General features: G+C 71.6%; 17 protein-coding genes and 1 pseudogene. 4 read left to right on the top strand and 14 right to left on the bottom strand.

The window, feature by feature from the left end; all coding sequences use genetic code 11:
* Positions 1-41: 41 nt before the first annotated feature.
* The 6 genes from ACZ4FV_RS04430 to ACZ4FV_RS04405 all read right to left on the bottom strand — a co-directional run bounded on the left by ACZ4FV_RS04430 (position 42) and on the right by ACZ4FV_RS04405 (position 4544).
* The gene (locus ACZ4FV_RS04430; RefSeq protein WP_395859027.1) at positions 42-398 is read right to left on the bottom strand and encodes a cupin domain-containing protein; all 357 of its coding nucleotides are present in this window, start codon (positions 396-398) and stop codon (positions 42-44) included.
* Between the two features lie 64 nt (positions 399-462).
* The gene (locus ACZ4FV_RS04425; RefSeq protein ID WP_395859026.1) at positions 463-1578 is read right to left on the bottom strand and encodes a D-2-hydroxyacid dehydrogenase; all 1116 of its coding nucleotides are present in this window, start codon (positions 1576-1578) and stop codon (positions 463-465) included.
* On the bottom strand, positions 1575-2483 hold the full coding sequence (locus ACZ4FV_RS04420) for a thiamine pyrophosphate-dependent enzyme (RefSeq protein ID WP_402231429.1): 909 nt from the start codon (positions 2481-2483) through the stop codon (positions 1575-1577). The genes ACZ4FV_RS04425 and ACZ4FV_RS04420 overlap by 4 nt, the downstream gene beginning before the upstream one ends.
* Positions 2480-3691: a hypothetical protein gene (locus ACZ4FV_RS04415; protein WP_465321814.1), complete on the bottom strand. Its 1212-nt coding sequence runs from the start codon at positions 3689-3691 to the stop codon at positions 2480-2482. Before ACZ4FV_RS04415 ends, ACZ4FV_RS04420 begins: the two co-directional genes overlap by 4 nt.
* Entirely contained in the window at positions 3688-3978 is a 291-nt protein-coding gene (locus ACZ4FV_RS04410; RefSeq protein ID WP_395859023.1) for a 4Fe-4S dicluster domain-containing protein, read from the bottom strand. The genes ACZ4FV_RS04415 and ACZ4FV_RS04410 overlap by 4 nt, the downstream gene beginning before the upstream one ends.
* Entirely contained in the window at positions 3975-4544 is a 570-nt protein-coding gene (locus tag ACZ4FV_RS04405) for a 2-oxoacid:acceptor oxidoreductase family protein (protein WP_395859022.1), read from the bottom strand. Before ACZ4FV_RS04405 ends, ACZ4FV_RS04410 begins: the two co-directional genes overlap by 4 nt.
* A 150-nt stretch (positions 4545-4694) precedes the next feature.
* On the opposite strand from ACZ4FV_RS04405, the gene ACZ4FV_RS04400 reads away from it, so the two are divergent.
* Positions 4695-5369 carry a TetR/AcrR family transcriptional regulator gene (locus tag ACZ4FV_RS04400; protein ID WP_402231424.1) on the top strand — a complete coding sequence of 225 codons (675 nt, stop codon included), beginning with the start codon at positions 4695-4697 and terminating at the stop codon, positions 5367-5369.
* 79 nt (positions 5370-5448) lie between these two features.
* Here ACZ4FV_RS04400 and ACZ4FV_RS04395 read toward each other — a convergent pair whose 3' ends face one another.
* From ACZ4FV_RS04395 to ACZ4FV_RS04360, 8 genes and pseudogenes are all read right to left on the bottom strand, one after another.
* The gene (locus ACZ4FV_RS04395; protein WP_402231422.1) at positions 5449-6252 is read right to left on the bottom strand and encodes a class I SAM-dependent methyltransferase; all 804 of its coding nucleotides are present in this window, start codon (positions 6250-6252) and stop codon (positions 5449-5451) included.
* 152 nt (positions 6253-6404) lie between these two features.
* Complete coding sequence (locus tag ACZ4FV_RS04390; protein ID WP_395859019.1) at positions 6405-8051, bottom strand: glycoside hydrolase family 13 protein; 1647 nt, start codon at positions 8049-8051, stop codon at positions 6405-6407.
* A 71-nt stretch (positions 8052-8122) separates the two neighbouring features.
* On the bottom strand, positions 8123-8971 hold the full coding sequence (locus ACZ4FV_RS04385) for a carbohydrate ABC transporter permease (protein ID WP_465321867.1): 849 nt from the start codon (positions 8969-8971) through the stop codon (positions 8123-8125).
* A gap of 145 nt (positions 8972-9116) precedes the next feature.
* The gene (locus tag ACZ4FV_RS04380) at positions 9117-10109 is read right to left on the bottom strand and encodes a carbohydrate ABC transporter permease (protein ID WP_465321812.1); all 993 of its coding nucleotides are present in this window, start codon (positions 10107-10109) and stop codon (positions 9117-9119) included.
* A 233-nt stretch (positions 10110-10342) separates the two neighbouring features.
* Complete coding sequence (locus ACZ4FV_RS04375; RefSeq protein ID WP_395859017.1) at positions 10343-11779, bottom strand: ABC transporter substrate-binding protein; 1437 nt, start codon at positions 11777-11779, stop codon at positions 10343-10345.
* Between the two features lie 299 nt (positions 11780-12078).
* Entirely contained in the window at positions 12079-13119 is a 1041-nt protein-coding gene (locus ACZ4FV_RS04370) for a LacI family DNA-binding transcriptional regulator (protein ID WP_395859016.1), read from the bottom strand.
* Positions 13120-13394: 275 nt separating this feature from the next.
* Positions 13395-14510 (bottom strand): flavodoxin-dependent (E)-4-hydroxy-3-methylbut-2-enyl-diphosphate synthase, encoded by a 1116-nt coding sequence (gene ispG, locus ACZ4FV_RS04365; RefSeq protein WP_395859320.1) that lies wholly within the window; start codon positions 14508-14510, stop codon positions 13395-13397.
* 520 nt (positions 14511-15030) lie between these two features.
* A pseudogene (locus ACZ4FV_RS04360) lies at positions 15031-15614 on the bottom strand (chloramphenicol phosphotransferase CPT family protein).
* 400 nt (positions 15615-16014) lie between these two features.
* Here ACZ4FV_RS04360 and ACZ4FV_RS04355 point away from each other — a divergent pair.
* The 3 genes from ACZ4FV_RS04355 to ACZ4FV_RS04345 all read left to right on the top strand — a co-directional run bounded on the left by ACZ4FV_RS04355 (position 16015) and on the right by ACZ4FV_RS04345 (position 21759).
* The gene (locus ACZ4FV_RS04355) at positions 16015-16728 is read left to right on the top strand and encodes a ParA family protein (protein WP_395859014.1); all 714 of its coding nucleotides are present in this window, start codon (positions 16015-16017) and stop codon (positions 16726-16728) included.
* Entirely contained in the window at positions 16728-17573 is an 846-nt protein-coding gene (locus ACZ4FV_RS04350; protein ID WP_465321809.1) for a hypothetical protein, read from the top strand. The genes ACZ4FV_RS04355 and ACZ4FV_RS04350 overlap by 1 nt, the downstream gene beginning before the upstream one ends.
* A 790-nt stretch (positions 17574-18363) precedes the next feature.
* Positions 18364-21759 carry a hypothetical protein gene (locus tag ACZ4FV_RS04345; protein WP_465321808.1) on the top strand — a complete coding sequence of 1132 codons (3396 nt, stop codon included), beginning with the start codon at positions 18364-18366 and terminating at the stop codon, positions 21757-21759.
* The last annotated feature ends 364 nt before the right edge of the window (positions 21760-22123 follow it).

Genomic DNA, 22123 nt, shown 5'->3' with positions numbered 1-22123 from the left:
CACCCTTTCGTCGGTGCTCCGCGCCGGAGTGACCACCCGGGTCAGCGGTCCTTCAGTTCGACGATGATCTCGTGATACCGCTGCTCGCCGACGTTGACCGCGGTCTCCACGCCGCCGCGTCGCATCGGGACGACCACGCCGGGAACCACGTCGGCGGCGAAGTACTCGCGGTACTCGCCCTCGGTGTCCGGTTCGGGTTCGACCGCGATCCGGTCGCCCGCGATCTGGATCAGGTAGTAGTCCAGTTCGTGCCGGTGCGCGTCGCTGCGTGCGCCCGGGGCGAGTTCGAGTTCCCAGATCCGGACCTTGTCGTCCTCGAACAACACCCGGGTACCGATCCCGCCGAGGGTGCGTTCGGCGGCTGGCTCGCCCGTCGCGGACACGGTTTCGTCGCTCATCTGCTGATCCGTCCTTGGGTCGCTGGGGTGATATGGGCGGTGGTGGTGATGGGCAGCCGGGGATTCAGCAGCCCGCGTCCGGGTCGATCCGGTTGCGGAGTTCCTCGCCCGCCAGGTACCGGGCCAGGTTGTCGCGGAAGAGCCGGAAGACCTCGGTGAAGTGTTCGAGGGCCGCGCTGGAGCAGTGCGCGGACAGGTACAGGTTCGGCGCGTCCCACAGCGGGTCGTCGGCGGGCAGCGGCTCGGCCGCGACCACGTCCAGGGCGGCGCCGCCGAGCCGGCCGCCGCGCAGCGCCGCGATCAGGTCCGCCTCGACCACGAACGACCCCCGGCCGACGTTGCAGTAGAACGCGCCCTCGCGCATCGCGGCGAACGCGGCGGCGTTCATCGTGCCGACCGTGTCCGCCGTCTCCGGAGCCGCGGACACCACCGCGTCGCAGCCCGCCAACATCTCGTGCAGGTCGTCCGGGTGGAAGAGCCGGTCCACGTGCTCGGCGGGCACCTCCACCCGCCGCCGCGTCGCGTGCACCGTCATCCCGAACGCCTTGGCCCGGCGCGCCAGTTGCGACCCGATCCCGCCGACGCCGATCAGGCCCAGGGTCCGGCCCTGGATCAGCCCGCCGAACGCCGGCTTCCAGCGCCGCGCGTCCTGGAGCGCGTCCAGCTCGCGATGCCGCTTGAAGAACGCGAGCATCCGGGCGAAGACGAACTCCGCGATCGGCGTACCGTTCACCCCTGCCGCCGTGGTCAGCCGGATCCGCTCGGTGGGCAGGCCCGCCGAGAGCAGTTGCCCGTTGCCCGCCGCGCAGCTTTGCACCCAGCGCAGCTTCGGTGCCAGGTCCGCCACCTCGAACGGCAGGTCCGCCACCAGCGCGATCTCGGCCCGGGCCAGCAGGTCGCGCTGGTCGGCGGTCAACGCGGGGGCGAGCTGCCGCAGTTCCGGGCGGGCCGCGGCGCCGGGTCGGCCGCGCTCGGTGCGCAGGTGCTCGGGCTCGACGTAGCGGCAGTCCACGATCTCCAGCCGGGGATCGAGCGCGCGCACCGCGTCGAAGTCGGCCGCGAGCACGTGCGCGGGCCGGATGTCCCAGGCCGAGGGGTACATGACGGCGACCACGATGGACGGCCGATCGGGTTCGGGCGCGGGCTGGTGCGTCCGCTCGGGTTCGGGCGCGTCACTCACGCTGATGTCCTCCGGTCCTTCAGTACGCCGAGGGTGTGCGTCGCGGCGTGCGTGTTCGCCAGGTAGTCGGGCGCGGCGGTGGTGTCCACGAACCAGCCGGTCGGGCACATGGTCAGGATCTCCACGAACGAGAAGCCGTCGCCGCGCAGTTGGGTCCGGAACGCGTTCTTGATCATGCGGGCGGTGCGGGTGATGTTGACGATGTCGTTGACCGCGCCGCGCGCGACGTACGCGGCGCCGTCGAGTTCGGCGATCAGTTCGGCGAGTCGGATCGGGTAGCCGTGTACGGCCGCGTCGCGCCCGTCCAGTGTGTTCTTGGTGCGCTGGCCGAGCACGGTCGCGGCGGTCATGTGCCCGCCGGTCTCTCCGAATACGCCGTTGTTGAGCATGAAGCACGTGACGTTCTCGCCGCGTGCCGCCGTGTGCAGCACCTCCTGGAGGCCCTCGTTGACCATGTCGCCGTCGCCCTGCACGGTGAACACCAGGGTGTCCGGCCGGCAGCGCTTGACGCCGGTGGCCAGGGACGGGGCCCGGCCGTGCAGGGCTTGCAGCACCTCGATGTCGAGGTTGTTGGAGTAGGCCGTGTAGCAGCCGATCCCGAACACCGCGATCGCCTTGGTGACCTGGTCCAGTTCCTGTACCTGCTCGACCATCGAGCGCATCGCGATCGGCTCGCCGCAGCCGGGACACAGGTGGTGCGCGCCGACGTCGATCAGGTCGGGGGTGAAGTCGTGCACGAGCCGGGCTCCGCACGTGGGCGCGGTGGCGGTGGTGGTCAGCACGGGCAACTCACGGCGTCCGGCGGGCTGCGGGCCGGGCCGGGGACCGGACCGGGCATCGCACGCGGGGCCCGGCGGAGTGGCCGCGCCGGTCGAGGAGCCGCTCGTCGGCGTTCCGGCGCTCATCGGTGGTCCGCCGCGGGTCGGGCGTCGGCGGCCGAGTCCCGGTCGGCGGCCGGATCCGGATCGGCTGCCGGGGCCCGTGCCGATCCGTCCCCGGCCGACTCGAACACCGCCTCGATCCGCCGCCGCATCGCACCGACATCGAGGTCGGGCGCGATGCCGAAGCCGGACGAGTCCAGGCTGAGCCGGCCGATGAACCGCACCGGCGCCGCGCCGAGCACGGCCAGGCGTACGTCGTCCACCATCTGTCCTCCGCTGTTCTCGTACACCGCCACCACCCGCGCGCCCGCCGCCGCGGCGCGCACGATCTCGCTCGGGAACGGCACCAGCGTGATCGGGCGCACGTAGCCGACCCGCAGGCCCAGCGCGCGCAGGTCGCGAACGGCCTGGCGGACGTACAGCGCGGGCGTTCCGTACGCGACCACCACGACCTCGGCGTCGGCCAGGAACCCGGTCTCCGCGCGGGGTTCGGTCTCGGCGACCATGCGTTCCATCGCGCCGCCGTGCCGGGTGTAGAACTCGGCCAGATCGTAGCCGGCGTCGGTGCGATCGCTGGCGTGCCGCTGCTTGCGGTCGGACAGCGGCGAGACGAGTCTGGCCGCGCCGGTTCCGCCGGACGAGCCGTCCAGTGCCCAGTCGCGGGCGGGCAGCGGCCCGAAGTCGTGCGGCCGGACGTCGACCGACACGTGCGTGTGGGCCAGGTAGTAGTCGCCCATCACCAGCACCGGGCTGCGCCAGAACTCGGCCAGGTGGAACGCGTACTGGGTCAACTCGACCGCCTCGCGCACATCGCACGGCGCGAGCACCAGGTGCCGGTAGTCGCCGTGTCCACCGCCGCGGGTGGCCTGGAAGTAGTCGCCCTGCGCGCGCGCCATGTTCAACACCACCAGTGGCAGCCGCGCGTACACGATCTCGGCCAGCGACTCCTGCATCAGCGACAGGCCCTGCCCGGTCGATCCGGTCGCGGCCGGCGTACCGGTGGCGGCGGCGCCCCACGCCATCCCGACCGCCTCCAACTCGCTCTCCGCGTTGACGCAGACGCCGTCGACCTCGGGCAGCCGGGCCGCCATGTGTTCGAGCACCTCGGTGAACGGTGTCATCGGATAGCCGGCGAAGAACCGGCAGCCGGCCGCGATCATCGCCTCGCCGATCGCGGCCGAGCCGGGCAGTACGGGCGGGCGGGTGTCGGTCGTGGTCCCTGGCCTGCTCATCGGCGGTCGCCTCCGGTCTCGTCGCGGGGTTCGTCGTACCGGTAGACCTGGAAGACGAAGTCCGGGCAGACCGCCGAACACGCCTTGCAGGCGATGCAGCCGGGCAAGAGTTGCGGATAGCGGTAGCCCCGGTCGTTGACCTCGTCGACGGTCATCCGCAACACGTCCACCGGGCACGCGTCGACGCACAGGTCGCAGCCCTTGCAGGCGTCGACATCGATCACCAGGGTGCCCTTGCTGAGCACCGGTTCGCCGGGCTGCGTGGCCGCCGGGCCTCGGCCGCTCACGCGTACACCGGCCAGGCCCGCAGCGCCGGTCCGGCATGCGCGTGTCCCATCCGGAGCGCGCTGCGGATGCCCTCCGCGTGTTGCCTTCGGTACGGCGGCAACACGTCGGCGGCGGTATCCAGGAGGGTGTCGAGGCCCACGACGGCGGTCGCGGCGGCGTACGCGCCGAGCGCGATCATGGTCACCGCCGAGGGGTTGCCGGTGCTCGCGGCCAACTCCGAGGCGGGGATGGGCACGAGCCGGCCGACGACGGGCGTCGCGCCGGGGTCGCACAGGCTCGTGTTGAGCACGAGCAGGCCGTCGTCGTGCAGTCGGGAGTAGACGCCGCCGGCGTGTGCGGGGTGCAGGACCAGGCCGGACCAGGCCGAGGCGACGGTCGGCGGACTCTCGACCGGCGCGTCGCCGAGGACGAGCGTGGTGTCCGAGTTGCCGCCGCGCATCATGCCGCCGTACGACCCGAAGTACATCGCGTGCCGGCCCTCGGCCACCGCGGCCGCGGCGAGCAGTGCGGTGGCGAGCTGGATGCCCTGACCGCCGATCCCGGTCAGTAGAACCTCGCGCTGCATGGAGACCCCTTCCTCGCCGCTTCTCTGCCCGGGAGAACCGTGCGGGGTGTATCCGGAACACAGTGAGTATGTCTGAGAACGTTGTTCCGGATAGTATGATGTAGCGTTCCGACAAACAAGAGCGTCGGACAATCGAAGGGGGGACCGCCGATGGACGAGATCGACGGGGTCGACAAGCTCCAAGGGACCGAAGCGGCGGCGAACTCCGAGGGTCTGGTGGGCAACGCGGTCCGCCGGCCGCTGGAGGCGCGCTGGGCGGTCTACGAACAGGAGGTCCGGCGGCTGATCGACGCGACGTACCGGGTGGTCGAGCGCACCGGCAGCCTCGATCCCACGATGCGCGACATCATGCGCGAGTCCGGACTGTCGAACCAGGCGTTCTACCGGCACTTCCGGTCCAAGGACGAACTGCTCGTGGCGATGCTCGACGACGGCCGGCGGCGGATGGCCGCGTACCTGGACCACCGGATGTCGAGCGCGCCCGACGTCGCGGGGAAGGTCGCCGCCTGGATCGACGGCGTCCTCGCCCAGGCCGGCGACCCGATCGCGGCCGCCCGCACGCGCCCGTTCGTCGCCCACCAGGACCGCCTGGCCGACCTCTTCCCGACCGAACAACGCGACTCGATCGAGGCCATGCTCCGCCCCTTGCGCGAGGCGTTGGCCGGCGCGCCGACCCCGAACCCCTCGGCCGACGCCCTCGCGATCTACCGCCTGACCCTGGCCACCCTCCACGACCACCTGCGCACGGGCACGGCGGTCGCCCCCGAGGACCGGGCCCACACGGTGCGCTTCGCGTTGGCGGGCGCGGGTGTGAGCGCGAACTGACGCACCGGCTCGGAGCGCGACGGACGCCTCTGCCGGGGCGTACGTGTCACGCCTTTGGCCGTTGCGGCGGCGGTAGGGCTTACGGGCCCGCCGATCGTCGGATGCGGACGATGTCGTGGTCGTGGCCGATGGAGAAGCCGGAGTCGTTCGGCTCGGCGAAGTTGGTCAGGACGTAGTGTTCGAGGGCCTTGCGGCTCGGCAGGTGGTCACGGGAGGCTAGGTCCGGCACGTTCACCATGAACTCGGCGACCGCGAGGGTGTCGGCCAGGTCGTCGGCACGAAAGCGCACGGGCAGGGTCTCGATGGTCCAGTCCTCGACGAGGCCGTCGTCGGCCGCGACCAGCGCGCTCGCCGTCGCCGTCAGGTCGAAGCGCACGTCGAAGAAGTGCCGCACGAGGCGCATGCACTCGTTGTCCGGATTCTGGAGCGCGAGGACGAGTTCACCGCCCGGTCGGACCCAACCCAGCATGCGCCGCACCGTGGGCAGCCAACGCGGCTCCGGCAGGTAGTAGAGCATGTGCGAACACAGCGCGAAGTCGGCGACGGCGGGCAACTCCACCGCTTCGACGGGCTCGCCCAGCACCTCCGCGTCCGGGCAGGCGAGGCGCAGCGCGGTACGCATGTACTCGCCGGGTTCGATGGCGATCGTGCGCTCGAAGTAGCGGCCCAGGTACCGGGTGGTGGCACCGGAACCGGCTCCGATGTCGACGAAGACCGAACGACGGGGCAACTGTTCGACCAGCGCGCTCAGATGGGCGTGGGTCACGGCCTTCTCGTCCGATCCGGCGAGGAAGAGTTCGAAGGACTGGCGGTATTCGTCCCCGGCGACGTCCAGGATCCGAATCGGGTCGGAAGGGGATGCCTCGGCAGGTGGCAACGCCATGCGGTTCGCCCTCCCGCGAGGAGGATCCCCCGCAGTTCGCTGTGGTCGTGGGACACCACGCTACGCGGTCACGGGGGTCCGATCCCGGATTGTCGGGGGTGAGCGAATCGCGGTCGCGCGAACGGCCGAAGCACCGACGCCCGGGCCCTCCGTCACCATCGCAACCAAGCCGCGGTGTCCGACCCGAGCCGGCCGTCGTCGGTCAATGGCCCACTCGTCAGCAGCGGTTCGGCGTGTTCGGGAAGCTCCACCGGGTCCCGGCCCAGGTTGACCACACACGCGAACCGGTCGCCCCGGGTGAACGCGATCACCTGCGCCGGCGCCCCCGGCAACCAGGTCAGTTCGCCGTCGCCGAGCGCCGATTCCGCACGGCGCAGCCGGATCGCGGTCCGGTACAGGGTCAGCATCGAGTCGGGGTCGCCGCTCTGTGCCTCGGCGGTCCGGTCGGCCCAGTCGGCCGGCTGCGGCAGCCACGGCGGCCCCGACGCGCGTGCCGGGCTGAAGCCGTACGGCGGTGCGTCCCCCGACCAGGGCAGTGGTACCCGGCAGCCGTCCCGGCCCGGCGAGGTGCCGCCCGAGCGCAGGGCCATCGGGTCCTGCAACGCCGCCACCGGGATGTCCTCCACCTCGGGCAGCCCCAACTCCTCGCCCTGGTAGATGTAGACCGCGCCGGGCAGCGCGAGGGTGAGCAGCGCCGCCGCCCGGGCCCGGCGGGTGCCCAGTGCCGGGTCGGTCGGTACGCCGCGCGCCTTGGTCGCGAAGTGGAACGAGGTGTCCGCGCGGCCGTACCGGGTTACCGTCCGGGTCACGTCGTGGTTGGCCAGTACCCAGGTCGCGGGCGCGGACACCGGGGCGTGCGCGGCCAGGGTGTCCTCGATCGAGGCGCGCAGTCGGCCGGGTTCCCACGGGCAGGACAGGAAGTCGAAGTTGAACGCGGTGTGCAACTCGTCCGGTCGCAGGTAGCGCGCGAAGCGCTCGGTGTCCGGCAGCCAGATCTCGCCGATCAGCGCGCGCGGATCCGGGTACGAGTCGGCGATCGCGCGCCACGAACGGTAGATGGCGTGCAGCCCGTCCAGGTCGACGTAGGGGTGCGGGCCGGTCGAGTCCGGGTCCAGGTCGGGCAGCGCCGGATCCTTCTCCAGGAGCGCCGCCGAGTCGATCCGCACCCCGGAGGCGCCCCGGTCGAACCAGAAGCGCAGTACCTCCTCGTGTTCCGCGCGAACGCGCGGGTGGGCCCAGTTGAGGTCGGGCTGGCGCGAGTCGAACAGGTTGAGGTACCAGTCGCCGGGCGTGCCGTCCGGGTCGCCGGACCGGGTCCAGGCCGAACCGTGGAACTCGGACACCCAGTTGTTCGGCGGCAGTTCGCCGTGCTCGCCGCGTCCGGGCCGAAACCAGAACAGCTCGCGTTCGGGTGCCGTCGGGTCGGCGATCGCCGCCCGAAACCACGGATGCTCGCTGGAGACGTGGTTGGGCACGATGTCCACGATGGTGCGGATGCCCAACTCCAGCGCGTCGGTGATCAGCTTCTCCGCCCCGGCCAGGGTGCCGAACTCCGCTGCCACGCCCCGATAGTCGGCCACGTCGTATCCGCCGTCGGCCATCGGCGAGGGATACCAGGGGCTGAACCACAGCGCGTCCACGCCCAATTCGGCCAGGTACGGCAGCCGCTCGCGCACACCGGCCAGGTCCCCGGTTCCGTCGCCGTCGCCGTCGGCGAAGCTGCGCGGGTACACCTGGTAGATCACCGCGCCGCGCCACCACGGTGCCGCCTGTGCTCCCTGTCGGCCGTGCTCTGCCACGTCGGCGTTCCTTTCGGTGGGAGGGGAAGGGAAGAGGAGGAGAGGAGGTACGGGCGAGGGGGAGAGGAGGTCTACTCCTTGACGCCGCCCGCGCTGATCCCGGCGATGATGTGCCGCTGGAAGACCAGGAAGACGGCCACCATCGGGATGCTCGCGATCACCATCGCGCCGATCAGGTAGGTCAGCGGCAGACTCGCGGACAGTTGCACCAGCGCGACGCTGATCGGCTGCTTGTCGGTGTCCGGGAAGACCAGCAGCGGCCACAGGAAGTCCTGCCAGACCGCGACCACCGCGAAGATCGACACCACCCCGAGCACCGGCCGCGACATCGGCAGCACGATGTACCACAGGGTCCGCAGCGGTCCGGCGCCGTCGATCGACGCGGCCTCCAACACGTCGTCGGGCAACTGGTCGAAGAAGCGCTTGAGCAGGTACAGGTTGAACGCGTTGGCCACCGACGGCAGCCAGATCGCCCACGGGGTGTTGAGCAGGTTGGTGCCGACGAATGGCACGTCGATCGCGGTCAGGTACTTGGGTACGAGCAGCGCGGACGCGGGCACCATCAGCGTGGCCAGGATCGCGCCGAGCACGATTTGCCCGAACACCGGCTTGAGTTTGGACAGCGCGTACGCCGCCGCCGTGCACAGCACGATCTGGAAGAACCACGCGCCTCCCGCCTGGAGCGCGGTGTTCTCGAGGTAGCGGGCCAGGTCCATCCGGCGCCACGCCTCGGCGTAGTTGTCCGCGTGCCATTCCTTCGGCACGTAGGTCGGCGGGCTCTGCAACATCTCGTCGGGGGACTTGAACGCTCCGGTGACCATCCAATAGATGGGGAACAGGAACGCGGCGGTGAAGCCCGCCAGGGTGAGCGCGAAGACCACCCAGTAGGTGATCCTGCCTCGCTTGCTGCGCATCCGCATCGGCGAGACGAGGGTGCGTACCTGGGCGCCGGCCCGGCGTCGGGAGCGTTCCGCCGCGCGCTCCGCCCGCCGACGCGCGCGCCGATCCGCCCATGCGCCGGCGCGCCCGCCGTCGGATCCGATCGTGGTCGTCATCGCCGGCCCCCTAGTCCTTCGTCCGGGTCAACCGCAGGTACAGCGCGGAGAACGCCGCGAGCAGGATCAGCAGCAGCACGCTGAGCGCGCACGCGCTTCCGTAGTCGCTGTAGACGAACGCGTATTTGTAGATCAGGTACAGCACGGTGATGGTGGAGTCGCCGGGTCCGCCGCCGGTGATCACGAACGGTTCGACAAACACCTGCATCGTGGCGATGATCTGCAGGAGCATCAGCATCAGGATGATGAACCGGGTCTGCGGGACGGTCACGTGCCGGATGCGCTGCCACAGGTTCGCGCCGTCCAGTTCGGCCGCCTCGTACAACTCGCCGGGGATGCCCTGGAGCGCGGCGAGGTAGATCAGCACCGTGCCGCCCATGTTGGCCCAGGTGGCGACCAGGACCAGCGAGATCATCGCGGTGTCCTCGCCGTTGGTCCAGGTCGAGGTGGGCAGGTGCGCGGCGCGGAGCACCTCGTTGAACAGGCCCGGTCCCGGGTCGAAGAACCATTTCCACATCAGCGCTGTGACCACCGGCGGGATCATCACCGGCAGGTAGACCGCGAGTCGGAAGAACGCCCGGGCGTGCCGCATCTCGTTGATCAGCAGGGCCAGTACGAACGGCACCACGAAGCCGATCACCAGGGCCAGCCCGGTGAAGTAGAAGGTGTTGCGCCAGGCGGCGGCGAACTCGGGGTCGTGGAGGACGGTGGTGAAGTTGTCGAACCCCACCCACTCGGTGCCCGCGTCGGCCCGGCCGCCGGTGCGTTGGAAGGACAGTTGGATGGCCCGGATCGCCGGATACCAGGAGAACAGCGCGAAGCAGAGCAGGCCGCCGGCGAGGAATCCGTAGGCGGTGAGGTTGGCGGTGATCGCGCGGCGTAGAAGGGTTCGGCCCTGGGAGTGGGAGGCGGGGCCGCCTCGGGGGCCGGTTCGGGAGCCGCCCGGTCGCCATCGGGTCCGGCCCGGGGGGTCCGGCTTGGAGACCGCGACCGTGGTTGTCATGGCGTGCGCTCCCTCGCTGCTGTCGCTTGTCGCCGCTGCCGCTGCCGCTGCTTGTGCCGGTGCCGCTGGTGGGCTGGTGGGCTGGTGGGCAGGTGGGCCGGGGTGGCCGGGTGTCGGGGGTGTGCGGGCAGCGGGCCGAGCGCCGGGGGCGGGCCGGGGCTGGGGTGGTGTCCCGGCCGGCCCGTCGGGCGCGCGGACAGGGCCCGGTGGTGACCGCTGCTCGCGGGCCGGGGCTACTTGGCCAGTTGCTGGGTGATCTTGCTGTTCGCGTCGCCGAGCAGCTTGTCCAGGTCGGCGTCCTTCTTGGTCAGCACGCTGGAGACCACACCGTCCAGGATCGAGTAGATCTGCTGGCCGTTCGGGGGTTCGGCGATCGCGGGGACGGTGGCGCCGGCGAAGCTCGCGTAGTTTTCCACCGGCAGGTTCGCGTTGGCCGCCTTGAGGTCGACGTTGGACTTCGCGGCGCCGCCGGTCCAGATGGCCGGCTCGGGCAGTCCGACCGGCTCCTTGTCGGTCTTGCCCCGGGCCCAGTCGTTCAGGCCCTTGCCCGGGGTGAGCGCGAGGAAGTCGAGCCACTTCAGGCCCGCCTCGATCTGCTCGGGGGTGCACTTCTTGTTGAACATGTAGCCGTCTCCGCCGGCCAGGGTGCCCTTGCCCTCCGGCATCGGCGCGATGCCCAGGTCGGCGAGCTTGCCGCCGAACTCGTTGACGATGGTGGGGATGTTGTCGGGCGCGGCCAGGAACATGCCGAGCCGACCGCTGCCCATCATCTGCTGGACGTCCGCGATGGTCAGCAACTGCTTGCTGCCCATGCTGTTGTCCGTCCAGCGCATGTCGTGCAGCGTCTGTAGGACGGCCTTGCCCTCGGGCGTGTTCACGGTGCCGGACTTGCCGTCGGCGGACACCGCCGTGCCGCCGCGCGAGTACAACTCGGCGACGAAGTGCCAGCCGCCCTGGTTGCTCGCGCTGTAGTCGGCGTAGCCGACCGCGCCGCCGCCGCTGTCGGCGATCTTCTTGGCCGCGGCACGGACCTCGTCCCACGTGGCCGGCGGTTTGTTCGGGTCCAGGCCGGCCTTGGTGAACAGCGCGCGGTTGTAGACCAGGCCCATCGAGTAGTTCGTGCGCGGTACGCCGAAGGTCTTGCCGCCGGCGTCCTGGAAGTACTTCACCAGGTCGGGGCGAAGTTCCTTGCCCGCGACGAGCTTGTCCATGTGGGCGCTGATGTCGGCCGCGCCGCCGCGGGCCAGCACGGTCTGCACGTTGGTGTAGTTGACGTAGAACAGGTCTTCCATCCGACCCCCGGACAGCTTGGCCTCGAACGTGGTCGGGTCCGAGCAGGGAAACGCGTCCTTGGACTCGATCTTGATGTTCGGGTTGGCCTTCTCGAAGGTGGCCACGTCCTGTTCCCACTGCTTGCGGTCGACCTCGGCGGTGCGCGGCGGCTTGCAGTTGACCGTGATCGAGACCTTCTTGCCGCCGCCGGTCGCGGTGGTGTTCGCGGCGCCAGAGGGGTCGGCCTTGGCGTTGTCCGCCTTGTCGCCGGAGTCGTCCGAGCAGGCGACCCCGGCGAACAGGAGACCGGCGGCGACGAGGACGGCGGAGGATCTGCGGTACCTGGGCGTGGTGTCGCGCAGCCGACGTGCGCGACGGGTTTCACGTATCTGGCGCATCTGAAGAGCCCTCCTGACCGTGGGGACCCGTCGGCCGGCAGGTCGTCGGCTGCCCGCGGGGGGTTTGCGGGCAGCACGAGATGGCCCGGAGGCGGCCGTGCGGATCTCGGTCGGTACTCGATGGAACCCGACGATGGAACGAACAGGCGCAGACGTCCGGGAAGGTGCGATCCGGACCCTGCGTGGCGCTGCACACTCAACCACGGGGAACCATGGCGCTACAAGATGTCGACGAGATTTCGCAAATTAGCGACAGGGATCGGTGGTTCGTTCGATGGAACCTTGCAGAATGCTGCCTTTCAGTTGGTGGTGGGCCCGGTGGAGCGGTCGTCGGGGGTGTTTCGGCCCGCCGCCGGAACCGGTCCCGACGACTTGCGCAGCACCAACTCCGGCTCGAACAACAGCTCGTCGTGGGTGACCCGGGTACCGGCGATCTCGGCCATCAGCAACTCGACCGCGGCCCGGCCCATCAGCTCGATCGGCTGGCGTACGGTGCTCAGCGGCGGGTCGGTGGCCGACATCAGCGCGGAGTCGTCGTAGCCGACGATCGACACATCGCCCGGAACGTGAAGTCCCAGGCGGCGCACGGCCCTCACCGCGCCGAGCGCGAGCGGGTCGCTGGCGCACACGAGCGCGGTGATGCCGCGATTGATCAGCCGGGTGGCGGCGGCCTGGCCGCCCTCGGGGGAGAACAGGGCGTGTTCGATCCGGTCCTCGGGGAGGTGTACGGCGAGCCGGGCCGCGGCCAGTTTGCGGTTGGAGGGCACGTGGTCCGGCGGGCCGAGGATCATCCCGATCCGGTCGTGGCCCAGCGCCGTCAGATGTGCGATCGCCTGCTCGGCGGCGGCCGCGTCGTCGCAGCTCACGCGCGGGAAGTCGAGGTTGTCCACGGCCGCGTTCATCAACACGGTGGGCAGGTTGCGCTCGGCCAGGCGGGCGTAGTGGCCGTGCGGCGAATCGGCCTGCGCGTACATGCCACCGAAGAAGATCACCCCGGAAACGGCCTGGTCGAGCAGCATCTCGACATAGTCGGCCTCGGTCACCCCGCCGGCCGTCTGGGTGCACAGCACGGGCGTGAACCCGCGTTGCGCGAGTGCGCCGACCACGATCTCGGCCAGCGCCGGGAAGATCGGATTCTGCAACTCCGGCAACACCAATCCGACCAACCGCGCTCGCTCGCCGCGCAGTTGGGTGGGTCGCTCGTACCCCATCACGTCCAACGCGGTCAGCACCGCGGCCCGGGTCCCCTCCGACACCCCCGGCTTTCCATTGAGCACGCGACTGACCGTCGCCTCGCTCACTCCAACCTTCTTCGCAACCTCAGCAAGTCGACGCACCATGCGCGCAAGACTAGTACGACCAACGTCATCATTTTGCATAATCACGCAAGCCCTGTGCATGCGGGGGTGGGAGCGCGGGGTGCGGGGGCGTCACGGGCCACCGACGCCCACCGTCGCGCTCCCGCCCCGGCGCGCCCGGGTGGTGCGGACACCGGGCCGGCGCGAGGACCCCCCGCGCGCCGTTCGACGTGCCCACCCCACCCACACCGCGCACCGAGACGCTACCGGGCAGGCGCGACCCCGGCACGCGAACGGGGCGACCGAAGGGTGCGGGGTTATGGGGGTGGGAGCGTGAGCGATTGGGCGGCTTCGAGGAGGGCTTCGACGATCCGGGATTCGGGGACGGTTTTCACGATTTGGCCTCGGACGAAGATTTGACCCTTGCCGTTGCCGGAGGACACGCCGATGTCCGCTTCGCGGGATTCGCCGGGGCCGTTCACGACACAGCCCATGACCGCGACGCGCAGCGGGATCGGGAAGCCGTCGAAGGCCGCCTCGACCCGGCGGGCCAGGCGGTGGATGTCCACCTGGAGTCGGCCGCAGCCCGGGCAGGAGACGATTTCGAGTCGGCGCGGACGCAGCCCGAGGGATTGCAGGATGTGGCAGCCGGCCTTGACCTGTTCGGTGGGCGAGTCGGACAGCGACACCCGGATCGTGTCGCCGATGCCCTCCGCCAGCAGGATGCCGAACGCCACGGCGGACTTGATCGAGCCCTGGAGGCTGGGCCCGGCCTCGGTCACGCCCAGGTGCAGCGGATAGTCGCAGCGCGCGGCGAGCAACCGGTACGCGGCGATCACCGTGCGCGGATCGTGGTGCTTGACCGCGATCTTCAGGTCACCGAAGCCGTGCTCCTCGAACAACGAGCATTCCCACAGCGCCGATTCGACCAGCGCCTCGGGGTCGGCCCGACCGCCGTGCCGGGCCAGCACCCGCGGGTCGAGCGAGCCGGCGTTGACCCCGATCCGGATCGGTACGCCCGCCGCGCCCGCCGCCGTTGCGATCTCCCGGACCTTGTCGTCGAACCGGCGGATGTTGCCCGGGTTCACCCGTACCGCCGCGCAACCCGCGTCGATCGCCTGGAAGACGTAGCGCGGCTGGAAGTGGATGTCCGCGACCACCGGAATCGGCGATCGCGCCGTGATCGCGGGCAGCGCGTCGGCGTCGTCCTGGGAGGGCACCGCGACCCGGACGATGTCGCAGCCGGCGGCGGTGACCTCCGCGATCTGCTGCAGCGTGGCGTCGACGTCGGCGGTCGAGGTGGTGGTCATGGTCTGCACGCTGATCGGCGCCCCGTCACCCACCGGTACGGCGCCGACGTCGATCCGCCGCGACCGGCGCCGGATCGGAACCTGCGTGGGCACCTCGGGCAGGCCGAGGTCGGTGGCGGTCATGCGGGTGCCTCCTGTGCGGATGGGCGCGTGCTCGCGGTTGCGCGACATGGCTGTGCCGGGGCGTCTGCGATCGGCGCATGCCGTACCGGCGACGGGAGTTCGGCACCGGCGGAGGACGTACGGGGCGGCCTCGCTCGAGTACCGGTCCGCCGGCGTAGTCGCGGATCGGTCGCGCGTGGTCGACCGAGTCTCGAGCACCCGTCGTACATGTTCCTCCCGGGTCGCGGCAGTGTGCGCACGCGGCCGCAGGAGCGGGCCGAGGCCCGGTCGGCGCGACGTGCATATGGCAGTTTTCCCGACGATCGGACGATCGAGAAGGCGTGAAGCATGGCCCGATGGCGCACCGATGATCACGACGGCACGCGGGGGGTACGGACGTACGGGAGGGCGCGATCGGATGCGCCGGGCGGGCGCTTCGAGCGCCGTCGGATGCCGGTTCGCGTGCCGGTCGGGGGCCGGGTCGGAGGCAGGTTCGGGGCCGGTTCCGGTGCGGGGTCGGGTCCGTGGGCGGCCTCACGGCTCACTCGTCGAGCAACATCCGCCGTAGCCGCTCGAAGGCGGTCGGACTCGGGCGGTTCGGCAGGAAATCGCGGATCTGCCGGGCGCATTCGGCGGAGCTGTAGGTGTGTGTGTCGCATTCGAGGTCGTACACGCCGTGCGCGTGCACCCGGTCGAACTGGAGGGCCACCAGGCCGGAGGGCCGGTCCCCGCGTGCCTGTTCGCGGCGCAGCAACTCGGCGCGTGGGCAGCGCAACCCGACCAGCACCACGTCCCGGGCGGGCAGCACGTCCAGGCAGTCGATCAGGCGCCAACGGTTGCTGAGGAGGTGGTCCACACCACGTGGTTCCCGGCGGCGGCCATGCCGGCGACCGCGCGATGGAAGCCCCTGACCGTGCGGTCGATTTCGGCCTGGACGAGGTCCGGCGTGATGTGCCGCTTCGAACGCATGGCGTGGAAGGAGTCCACCGGGAGGTGGTAGTGCGAGGGTTCGAGGATGCGCAGCAGTTCCGTCGCGATGCTGGACTTGCCGGAACTGGAGGTGCCGTTCAGGAAGATGACGCGCCCCGTCGCGGGTCGCGTCGGTGACTCTTGCGGCGACGTCATCTCCGCAGTGTAGCGGCCTGGATCCTATTACGGATCTTCTATATCCGTTATATCGATGCCGTTGCGCCGGTCGTTCCGTCGGGGAGTGGGCTCCGCTCGGTGGTGCTCCACGGGTGAGGCGGGCGGGTGTCGTCCGGCGGTGCGGCGGGCGTTGGCCACGATGAATTCAGTCGCCTGATTCGGTCGCGTGATCGGGCCGTCGGATCGGGTGGGAACGCCCGGTATCGGACCGAAATCACCGATGTGCTCGACCTCGCGGAGTGTCGCACCTCCCGAAGGGGGGTTGCCCGTCGGGGCTCTGGCATGCTGGGCGGCGTCCGAGTACCCGTGATGGGGAAGCCAACGGAGGTCCCAGATGAGCCTTGCCCGCAGAGCGACTTCGCCACCCAAAGCGAAGGTCGTGGTCGTCATCAACCGTAAGGGTGGTGTCGGCAAGAGCACGATCGCGGTGAACCTGGCCGCCGTCGAGGGCCAGAACTTCACTCCCACCGGGCCGTTCGACCCCGATGCCGACGCGCCCGTGGTCGCCTGCGGCATCGACCCGCAGGGGTCGATGGAGGACTGGGCGGACCGGGTCCCCGAGGAACACCTGCCGTTCGACTACATGTCCACCAAGGGCAAGCCCGGCATGCTCGCCGAGTTGAAGGCCGATCCCGCGGTCGCGCGGATCATCGTGGACAGCCCGGGATTCATGGACACCGACCCCGAGGCCGAACTCACCACCGACCCGCTCGGGCACGGCGCGGCGGCGGACGCCCTGCGGGACATGCTCGAGGTCGCGGACCTGGCGGTGGTACCGATCACGCCGGAGTTCATGAGCTGGTCGCCCAGCGAGTACACGATCGAGCGGGTGCTCAAGCCGCGTGGGATCCCGTACATCGCGGTGGTCAACCTGTGGGACCCGCGCGACGGCGAGACCGACCGGGCCCGGGTCGAGGCGTGGATAGACGAACGCGGCTACCCGAGGGCCCGGGAGCCGATTCGCAAATACAAGATCCACGCCCATGCGGCGGAGGGCGGACTCGTGGTCACCCAATACAAGGAGAGCGGCACCGCGTTGCGTGCCCGCGAGGACTTCTACAAGCTCGCCCTCGCGATCGAGCAGGCGATCTGATGGGCCGTCAACGTACTCCCAGGACGGCCGCCGAGCCGCGTCGACTGCGGACCGCCGCCGACATGGCCAAGGAACTACCGGCGCCGTTTCGGCCGCTGTCCGACAGTCCGGTCCTGATCGACGACGAACAGCGACAACTGGCCGCGTGCGAGGCCGCGATCGAGACCTTGCGGGTGGCGTTCTGGGCAGCGGGCAAGGCATTGCAGATCGTCCGCGACGCGCGGCTGTACCGCACCCGCTACGAGACCTTCGAGGACTACTGCCTCGACCGCTGGGACATGCAACGCCGGTACGCGGACCGGCTTATCCAGGCCTGGCCGATCGCGGAGGCATTGAGTCCAATTGGCCTCAAGGCGGTGAACGAGGCTCAGGTCCGTGAACTCGTGCCGCTCGCGGGCCGATACGGGAACGAGGCCGCCGTGACGGTGTACCGCACGGTCGCCGAGGCGGAAGCCGTACCGCTGACGGCGGCGGTGTTGCGCGGCGCGGTGGCGGCGGTCGGCGATGCGTTCTCCCCGGCTGCCGCGGTCGAGCAGGTCCGCGGCTACCTCGCCTCGCTCGGCATCGACCCGGAGCCCGACGGCGACCGGGTGGTCGACTACACGGCCAAGGCCGCGGACACCATTCCGCGTCGCTGGCTGAGCACGCTGGCCAGGCAGGATCGGGCGGCGGCGGTGGCCTACCTCGACGAGCTGGAGCGTCAGGTGGCACGGGCACGGCTGGAGCTTGCCGAGGGCGACGCCGAAGGCCGTGCCGGTGGTCCGGGCGCAGCCGAAGTCGCGGGTCGTCCGGACGGCGACGCGGGGTCGGGATCGAGCGCGGACCGGAGCGCGGTGTCCGCGTAGACGCTGCGCGCCGCCGGAGCATGGGCGTCGGGTGAGTCCAATTGGACTCACTTGGTGAGTCGTTGCGGCCGGGCGGTCGCTCGTACGTGCGTTGCGATGCGCCGGGGTGTGTCTGTGCTCCTTCGGGACTCGGCGGCCCTGCCTTCGTCGCACGTGGGCGGGTGCCTTCCGCGTACGGCCGCCGGCCGCCGGCCGCCGACCGCCGGCTGTCCGCCTTCCGCCTCTCGTGTTCCGCGTTTGCCGCGAGTACGAGGCAAGCGCGTGGGGCGGGCCGGGCGTGCTCGGCGGTGGAGGGCCGCCGGTGCGTGCGTCCCGCCGACGCGACGGGCGCGCGGCCGGGCCGGCGTACGCGCGGATGCCGGCCCGGGGTCGGCGGAGCGGATGTCTGCGGCACCTGATCGGATCGTTCCCGGTGGTGGATCACCTGTCACCGACCGCTTCGGCAGGTCACTTCCCGGAAGGTGACATCTCGAAGGGTGACTTGTCGAAGGGTGGCTCCGGAAGGTGACCGCGGATCACCGACCGGACGTCGGAGCGGCCGCCGAAGGCCGAGCCGCGTACCGCGAAGCCGGGTTCCTCCACCGCGCAGGTAGCCTCCTCCACCGAAGGACGGTCCCTCACCCGCAATCCAGTCTCCGGCCGAAGGACGCCGCCGCCGAGGGAAGCCCCCACCGACCGTCGGATCGCCCACCCGGCGTTCGCTCCTCCGCGGCCCGAACCACCCACCGAAACGAGCACTTCCCGACTCGGACCCGTGCCTCGCGCGCGGGACGAAGGAGTTGTCGCAGACATGCTGGACCTCGCGCGCTGGGACTGGTCCCGGCACTGGCCCTACCTGGCCGGAGCCCTCGTCGTGCTGGCCTCGATCGTCCTCATCGAACGCGCCCGCCGCCGCGCGATCGCCGAACGCGCCCGCGTCGCGGCCCTGCCGGAGGAGGCCCGCAAGGCGTTGGAGAGCGACCGCTCCGCGACCCGGGACCGGCGCGGGAGGCGAGTCGAGGACCTGCTGACGGCGGCGGTCGCGGCAGCCGCGGCGGGCCTGTCGGCGGCCCAACTCGGCAAGTTCGGCCGGGACGTCATGGGACTGCACGGCCCGTGGGCGTATCTGCCGTTCGTCGCGCTGGACTTCGCGGCCGTGGTGTGTGCGCTTCGAGCGCGCCGGCGGGCGTCGCGGGGCGCCGCGGCGGGTCTGTCGGGGGCCCTGGTGTGGGTCCTGGCGTTGTTGTCCGCGTCGATGTCGGCCAGCGAGGGCGACAACCTCGGCGAGGCGTTCGCGCTCGGCATCTGGGCGCCGATCGCGGCGGTGTTGTGGGAGCTGGGCCTGGCCGAGGAGCGGCACGCACGGACCGAACGCGCCGATCGCCGGATCGGGTTGATCCGCTGGCTGCACCCGATCGAACGTGTCCTGGTCCTGGCCGAGCTGGCGGGTGACGAACACCTCGGCGCGGCCGACGCGACCGAACGTGTCCGTGAGCGCCGCGCGGCACGCGCGTTGTACCGCCTGCGCCAGGCCACCGAGGCCCGTGTGGCACTGGTGGACGGGGGCGTCTCCCGCCCCAAGCGCGGGACCGAGCGCAGATACCGTCGGGCCGAGGCGTTCGCGCAGCGTACGGCGGCGCGCGTCCGGTTGGCCGATGCCGAGGTGGAGGCCGCCGTCCTGCCGCAACTGCGCATCCTGGTCGACGTGGGTCGGCTCGCGAACATGACCTGGCCCGCCCCGGACGCCACCGCCATCCCTCGGCAGCGCGGCGGCCGGCCGCACCTCGGCACGGGTCCCACGCACCCGCAGGCCGGCGAAGCGCACCCGTATCCGACCGCCACGCGCCGGGTTGCCGGCGTCGCGGTCTCCGCCGGCGCCGGCGCGGGCGCTCAGCCGGAGGCCGGGTTTTCGTCCATGGACGGCGGATCGTCGGGGGACGAGCCTTTGCAGCGCGCCACGACTGCCGCGTCGCCGGGGGCGAACGGCTCGGGCCGTGGCGCGGCTGCGGCTTCGTCCTCGTCCGCGGTCGGGGGAGACGCGGAGATGGAGCAGCAGGGGACGAGGATCGGGTGGTCGGGGACCGGCGACCTGCTCGTCGGCGGGACGGTCGGGTCGGCCCATGCCGGGGACCCGCGTGACGGTGTGGTGGCCACCTGGCCGGGCGGCGGCGAGTCGGGCCGAGGGGCAGGGGCCCGGTTGCCGAGGGCCTCGGGTCCGGCGACTCTCGGTGCCGGCGGTGCGGCGACCCGAGGCACGCCGAACGGGCCGCGCGGCCCGGAAGGCCGCTCCCGGGAAGCGGCGATGGCTTCGGCGGGCGCCGGGGGCTCGACCCGGTCGCCGGGCACCGGGGGCGGGGCGCCGCGAGCCGCCGAGCCGCGTCGGGCGGAGGCGGGCGACGGGGATTCGGATGACCGAGATCGGACCCGAGGCGTGAGCGGAGACTCGCCGAGCGGGCACGGACCTCGGTACGAGCGTCCCCCGGGTCCGGCGGCCGCACAGCCCGACTTCGGCGCAGGTCGCGAAGGTGCGGCGGAGTCCGCACCGGCCGCCGTGAGCTGGGCCCCCGAGATGGCGACGCCGCCGGACGGCGAGGGCTTGCCTCCCGGTGCGCGGATCGGGCCGCCCGCGCCCGGCGCGGGCCACCGCGAGTCGGGCGCCATGGCCGGGCCGCGCGGAGGTGAGCCGCACCTGTCGGCCGTTGTCGGTGCGTACGAGCCGGGGAGCGGGCCGGAACCTGCGGATGACGGTCGGCACTTGGCGGGGACGAATGCGTACGGCGACGCGTACGCGCCCCACGAGGCACAGGTCGGGTCGTCCGGTGGCGAAGGCGTGTACGGCGACGAACTCGGGACGTGGCCGGAGTCCGCGAGTACGCGCCGCCACGTCGCGGAAGCCGAGATGTCCGGCGACACGGCCACACCTCGGGGCACGGTGGCGGGTGCGCGTCGGCATGTCGCGGATGCGGACCCGGACGCGGACGTGTCGGGTGCCGTGGCGGGGGCCGAGGCGGGGGCCGAGGCGGGGGCCGACACGATGGCGGGGCCCGAGTCGTTCGGTGGCGGAGGTAGGCGTCACCACATGGCGGGTGCTTGGTCCGAGGACCTGGAGCCGGACCGCGTGTCGGGTGTCGCCGGCACGCGTCCTGTCGCCTCGAGGCGGGATGCCGGTGGCGAGTCGTCGGGTTCGGGGGCGAGTTCGGGGTCGGGTTCGGTGTTGGGCCCGGGTCCGGGTGTCGGGGGAGGGCGTGGGTTCGACGCGGTGGCCTCTGAGGGGCGACTGCCCGATGCCGGCGTGCGTGCGGAGGTGGATGGCCGGTCGTGGGAGGTCGGTGACCTGCACCATCGCGCGACGGCCGAGGTGCGCTGGGAGGGGACTCCGCAACCTGCCCCGTCGGGCATGTCGCCGGCCGCTCCGAACAGGTACGAGGTCGGCGCCGCCGGGTCGCCCGCAATGGCGGGTTCGTCCCCGGACGCGGGTGCCGGTTCGCCCGACGTCCCTGGCCGCCGGCCGCGCGATGCCGCCGGCGCCGTGAGCGCGTCGGGAGCGGTGCGACCCGACATGGCGGCGAGCGGGTCCGGTACGGGGGCGACACCCGTGCCGGCTCGTGCCACCCGCCACGGGCGGGCCACCCGACACGACAGCGACCCCGACACGGCGGCGCCCGGCGACCCGACATCCGCCGTGGCGGCGCCACGTGGCCGGACAGGCGACATGGCGCCCATCGCCGATTCCGGCAGCGGCGCACACCGGCCGCCATCGGAACCGACACTGCCGGACATGCCCGCCACGCCCGCCGACCGCCGCGCGGAACCCGACGTCACACCGTCACGCCGGTCGTCTCCGGCCGAGTCGGCGGCCGGAGACGCCAATTCCGCGCCGGCACCGGCGACACCCGACACGCCGTCGGAGCCGCCCGCCCGCGACCCGATCGAATCGTCTTCCGCCGCCTCCATCGACTACGACATCGCACTCCAGGGTCGCGTCGCCGACGGCGCGGCACTCACCACCGCCGCCCGCCGCGACCCCCGAGTCCTCAGCCTCGCCGCCCTCCTCGCCGCCGAAGCCGACCTGACCGGCGCCGCCGTGGGCCGCAGCCTCGGCGTCAGCGAACGCACCGGCCAACGCCTCCTCCGCCTGGCCCAGGACGAACTCGACGCCCGCCGCAACCACGCCGACAACCCCGACCTGGCCGACGCGGGCCTGTGACCCGAGGTCGGCACTACCAAGCCCGCCACCGAGCCGGCCACCACCGAGGTGACTCGTATCCGAGAAGTGACTTCGTACAACCGAAATCCCGCGCGAGTCGCCGGCGGTCGTGACGTCGAGGGTTCGCCCGAACTCTTTCGCCGGTGATCGGTGACCGATGATCCGTGCCCCCATCACCCAGCGCACCGTCTCGCGGTCCGCGGCCTGCGGCCCGCCGCACGGCACGTTGCGCGCGGGGATTCCGCAACCGCACGCACCTGGACCGGTTGCCCGATTCCCGAGTCCTGCTCCTTGAACGTCGGCCCGACCCCCGGTGACGGAGGCCGGGCCGACGTGTCCACCACCCTGCGGCGAACATGGCCGG

This window comes from Embleya sp. NPDC025285, assembly GCF_055558835.1.
Note: the sequence above shows the minus strand (reverse complement) of the source record. Positions and strands in the feature narration are given on the sequence as shown.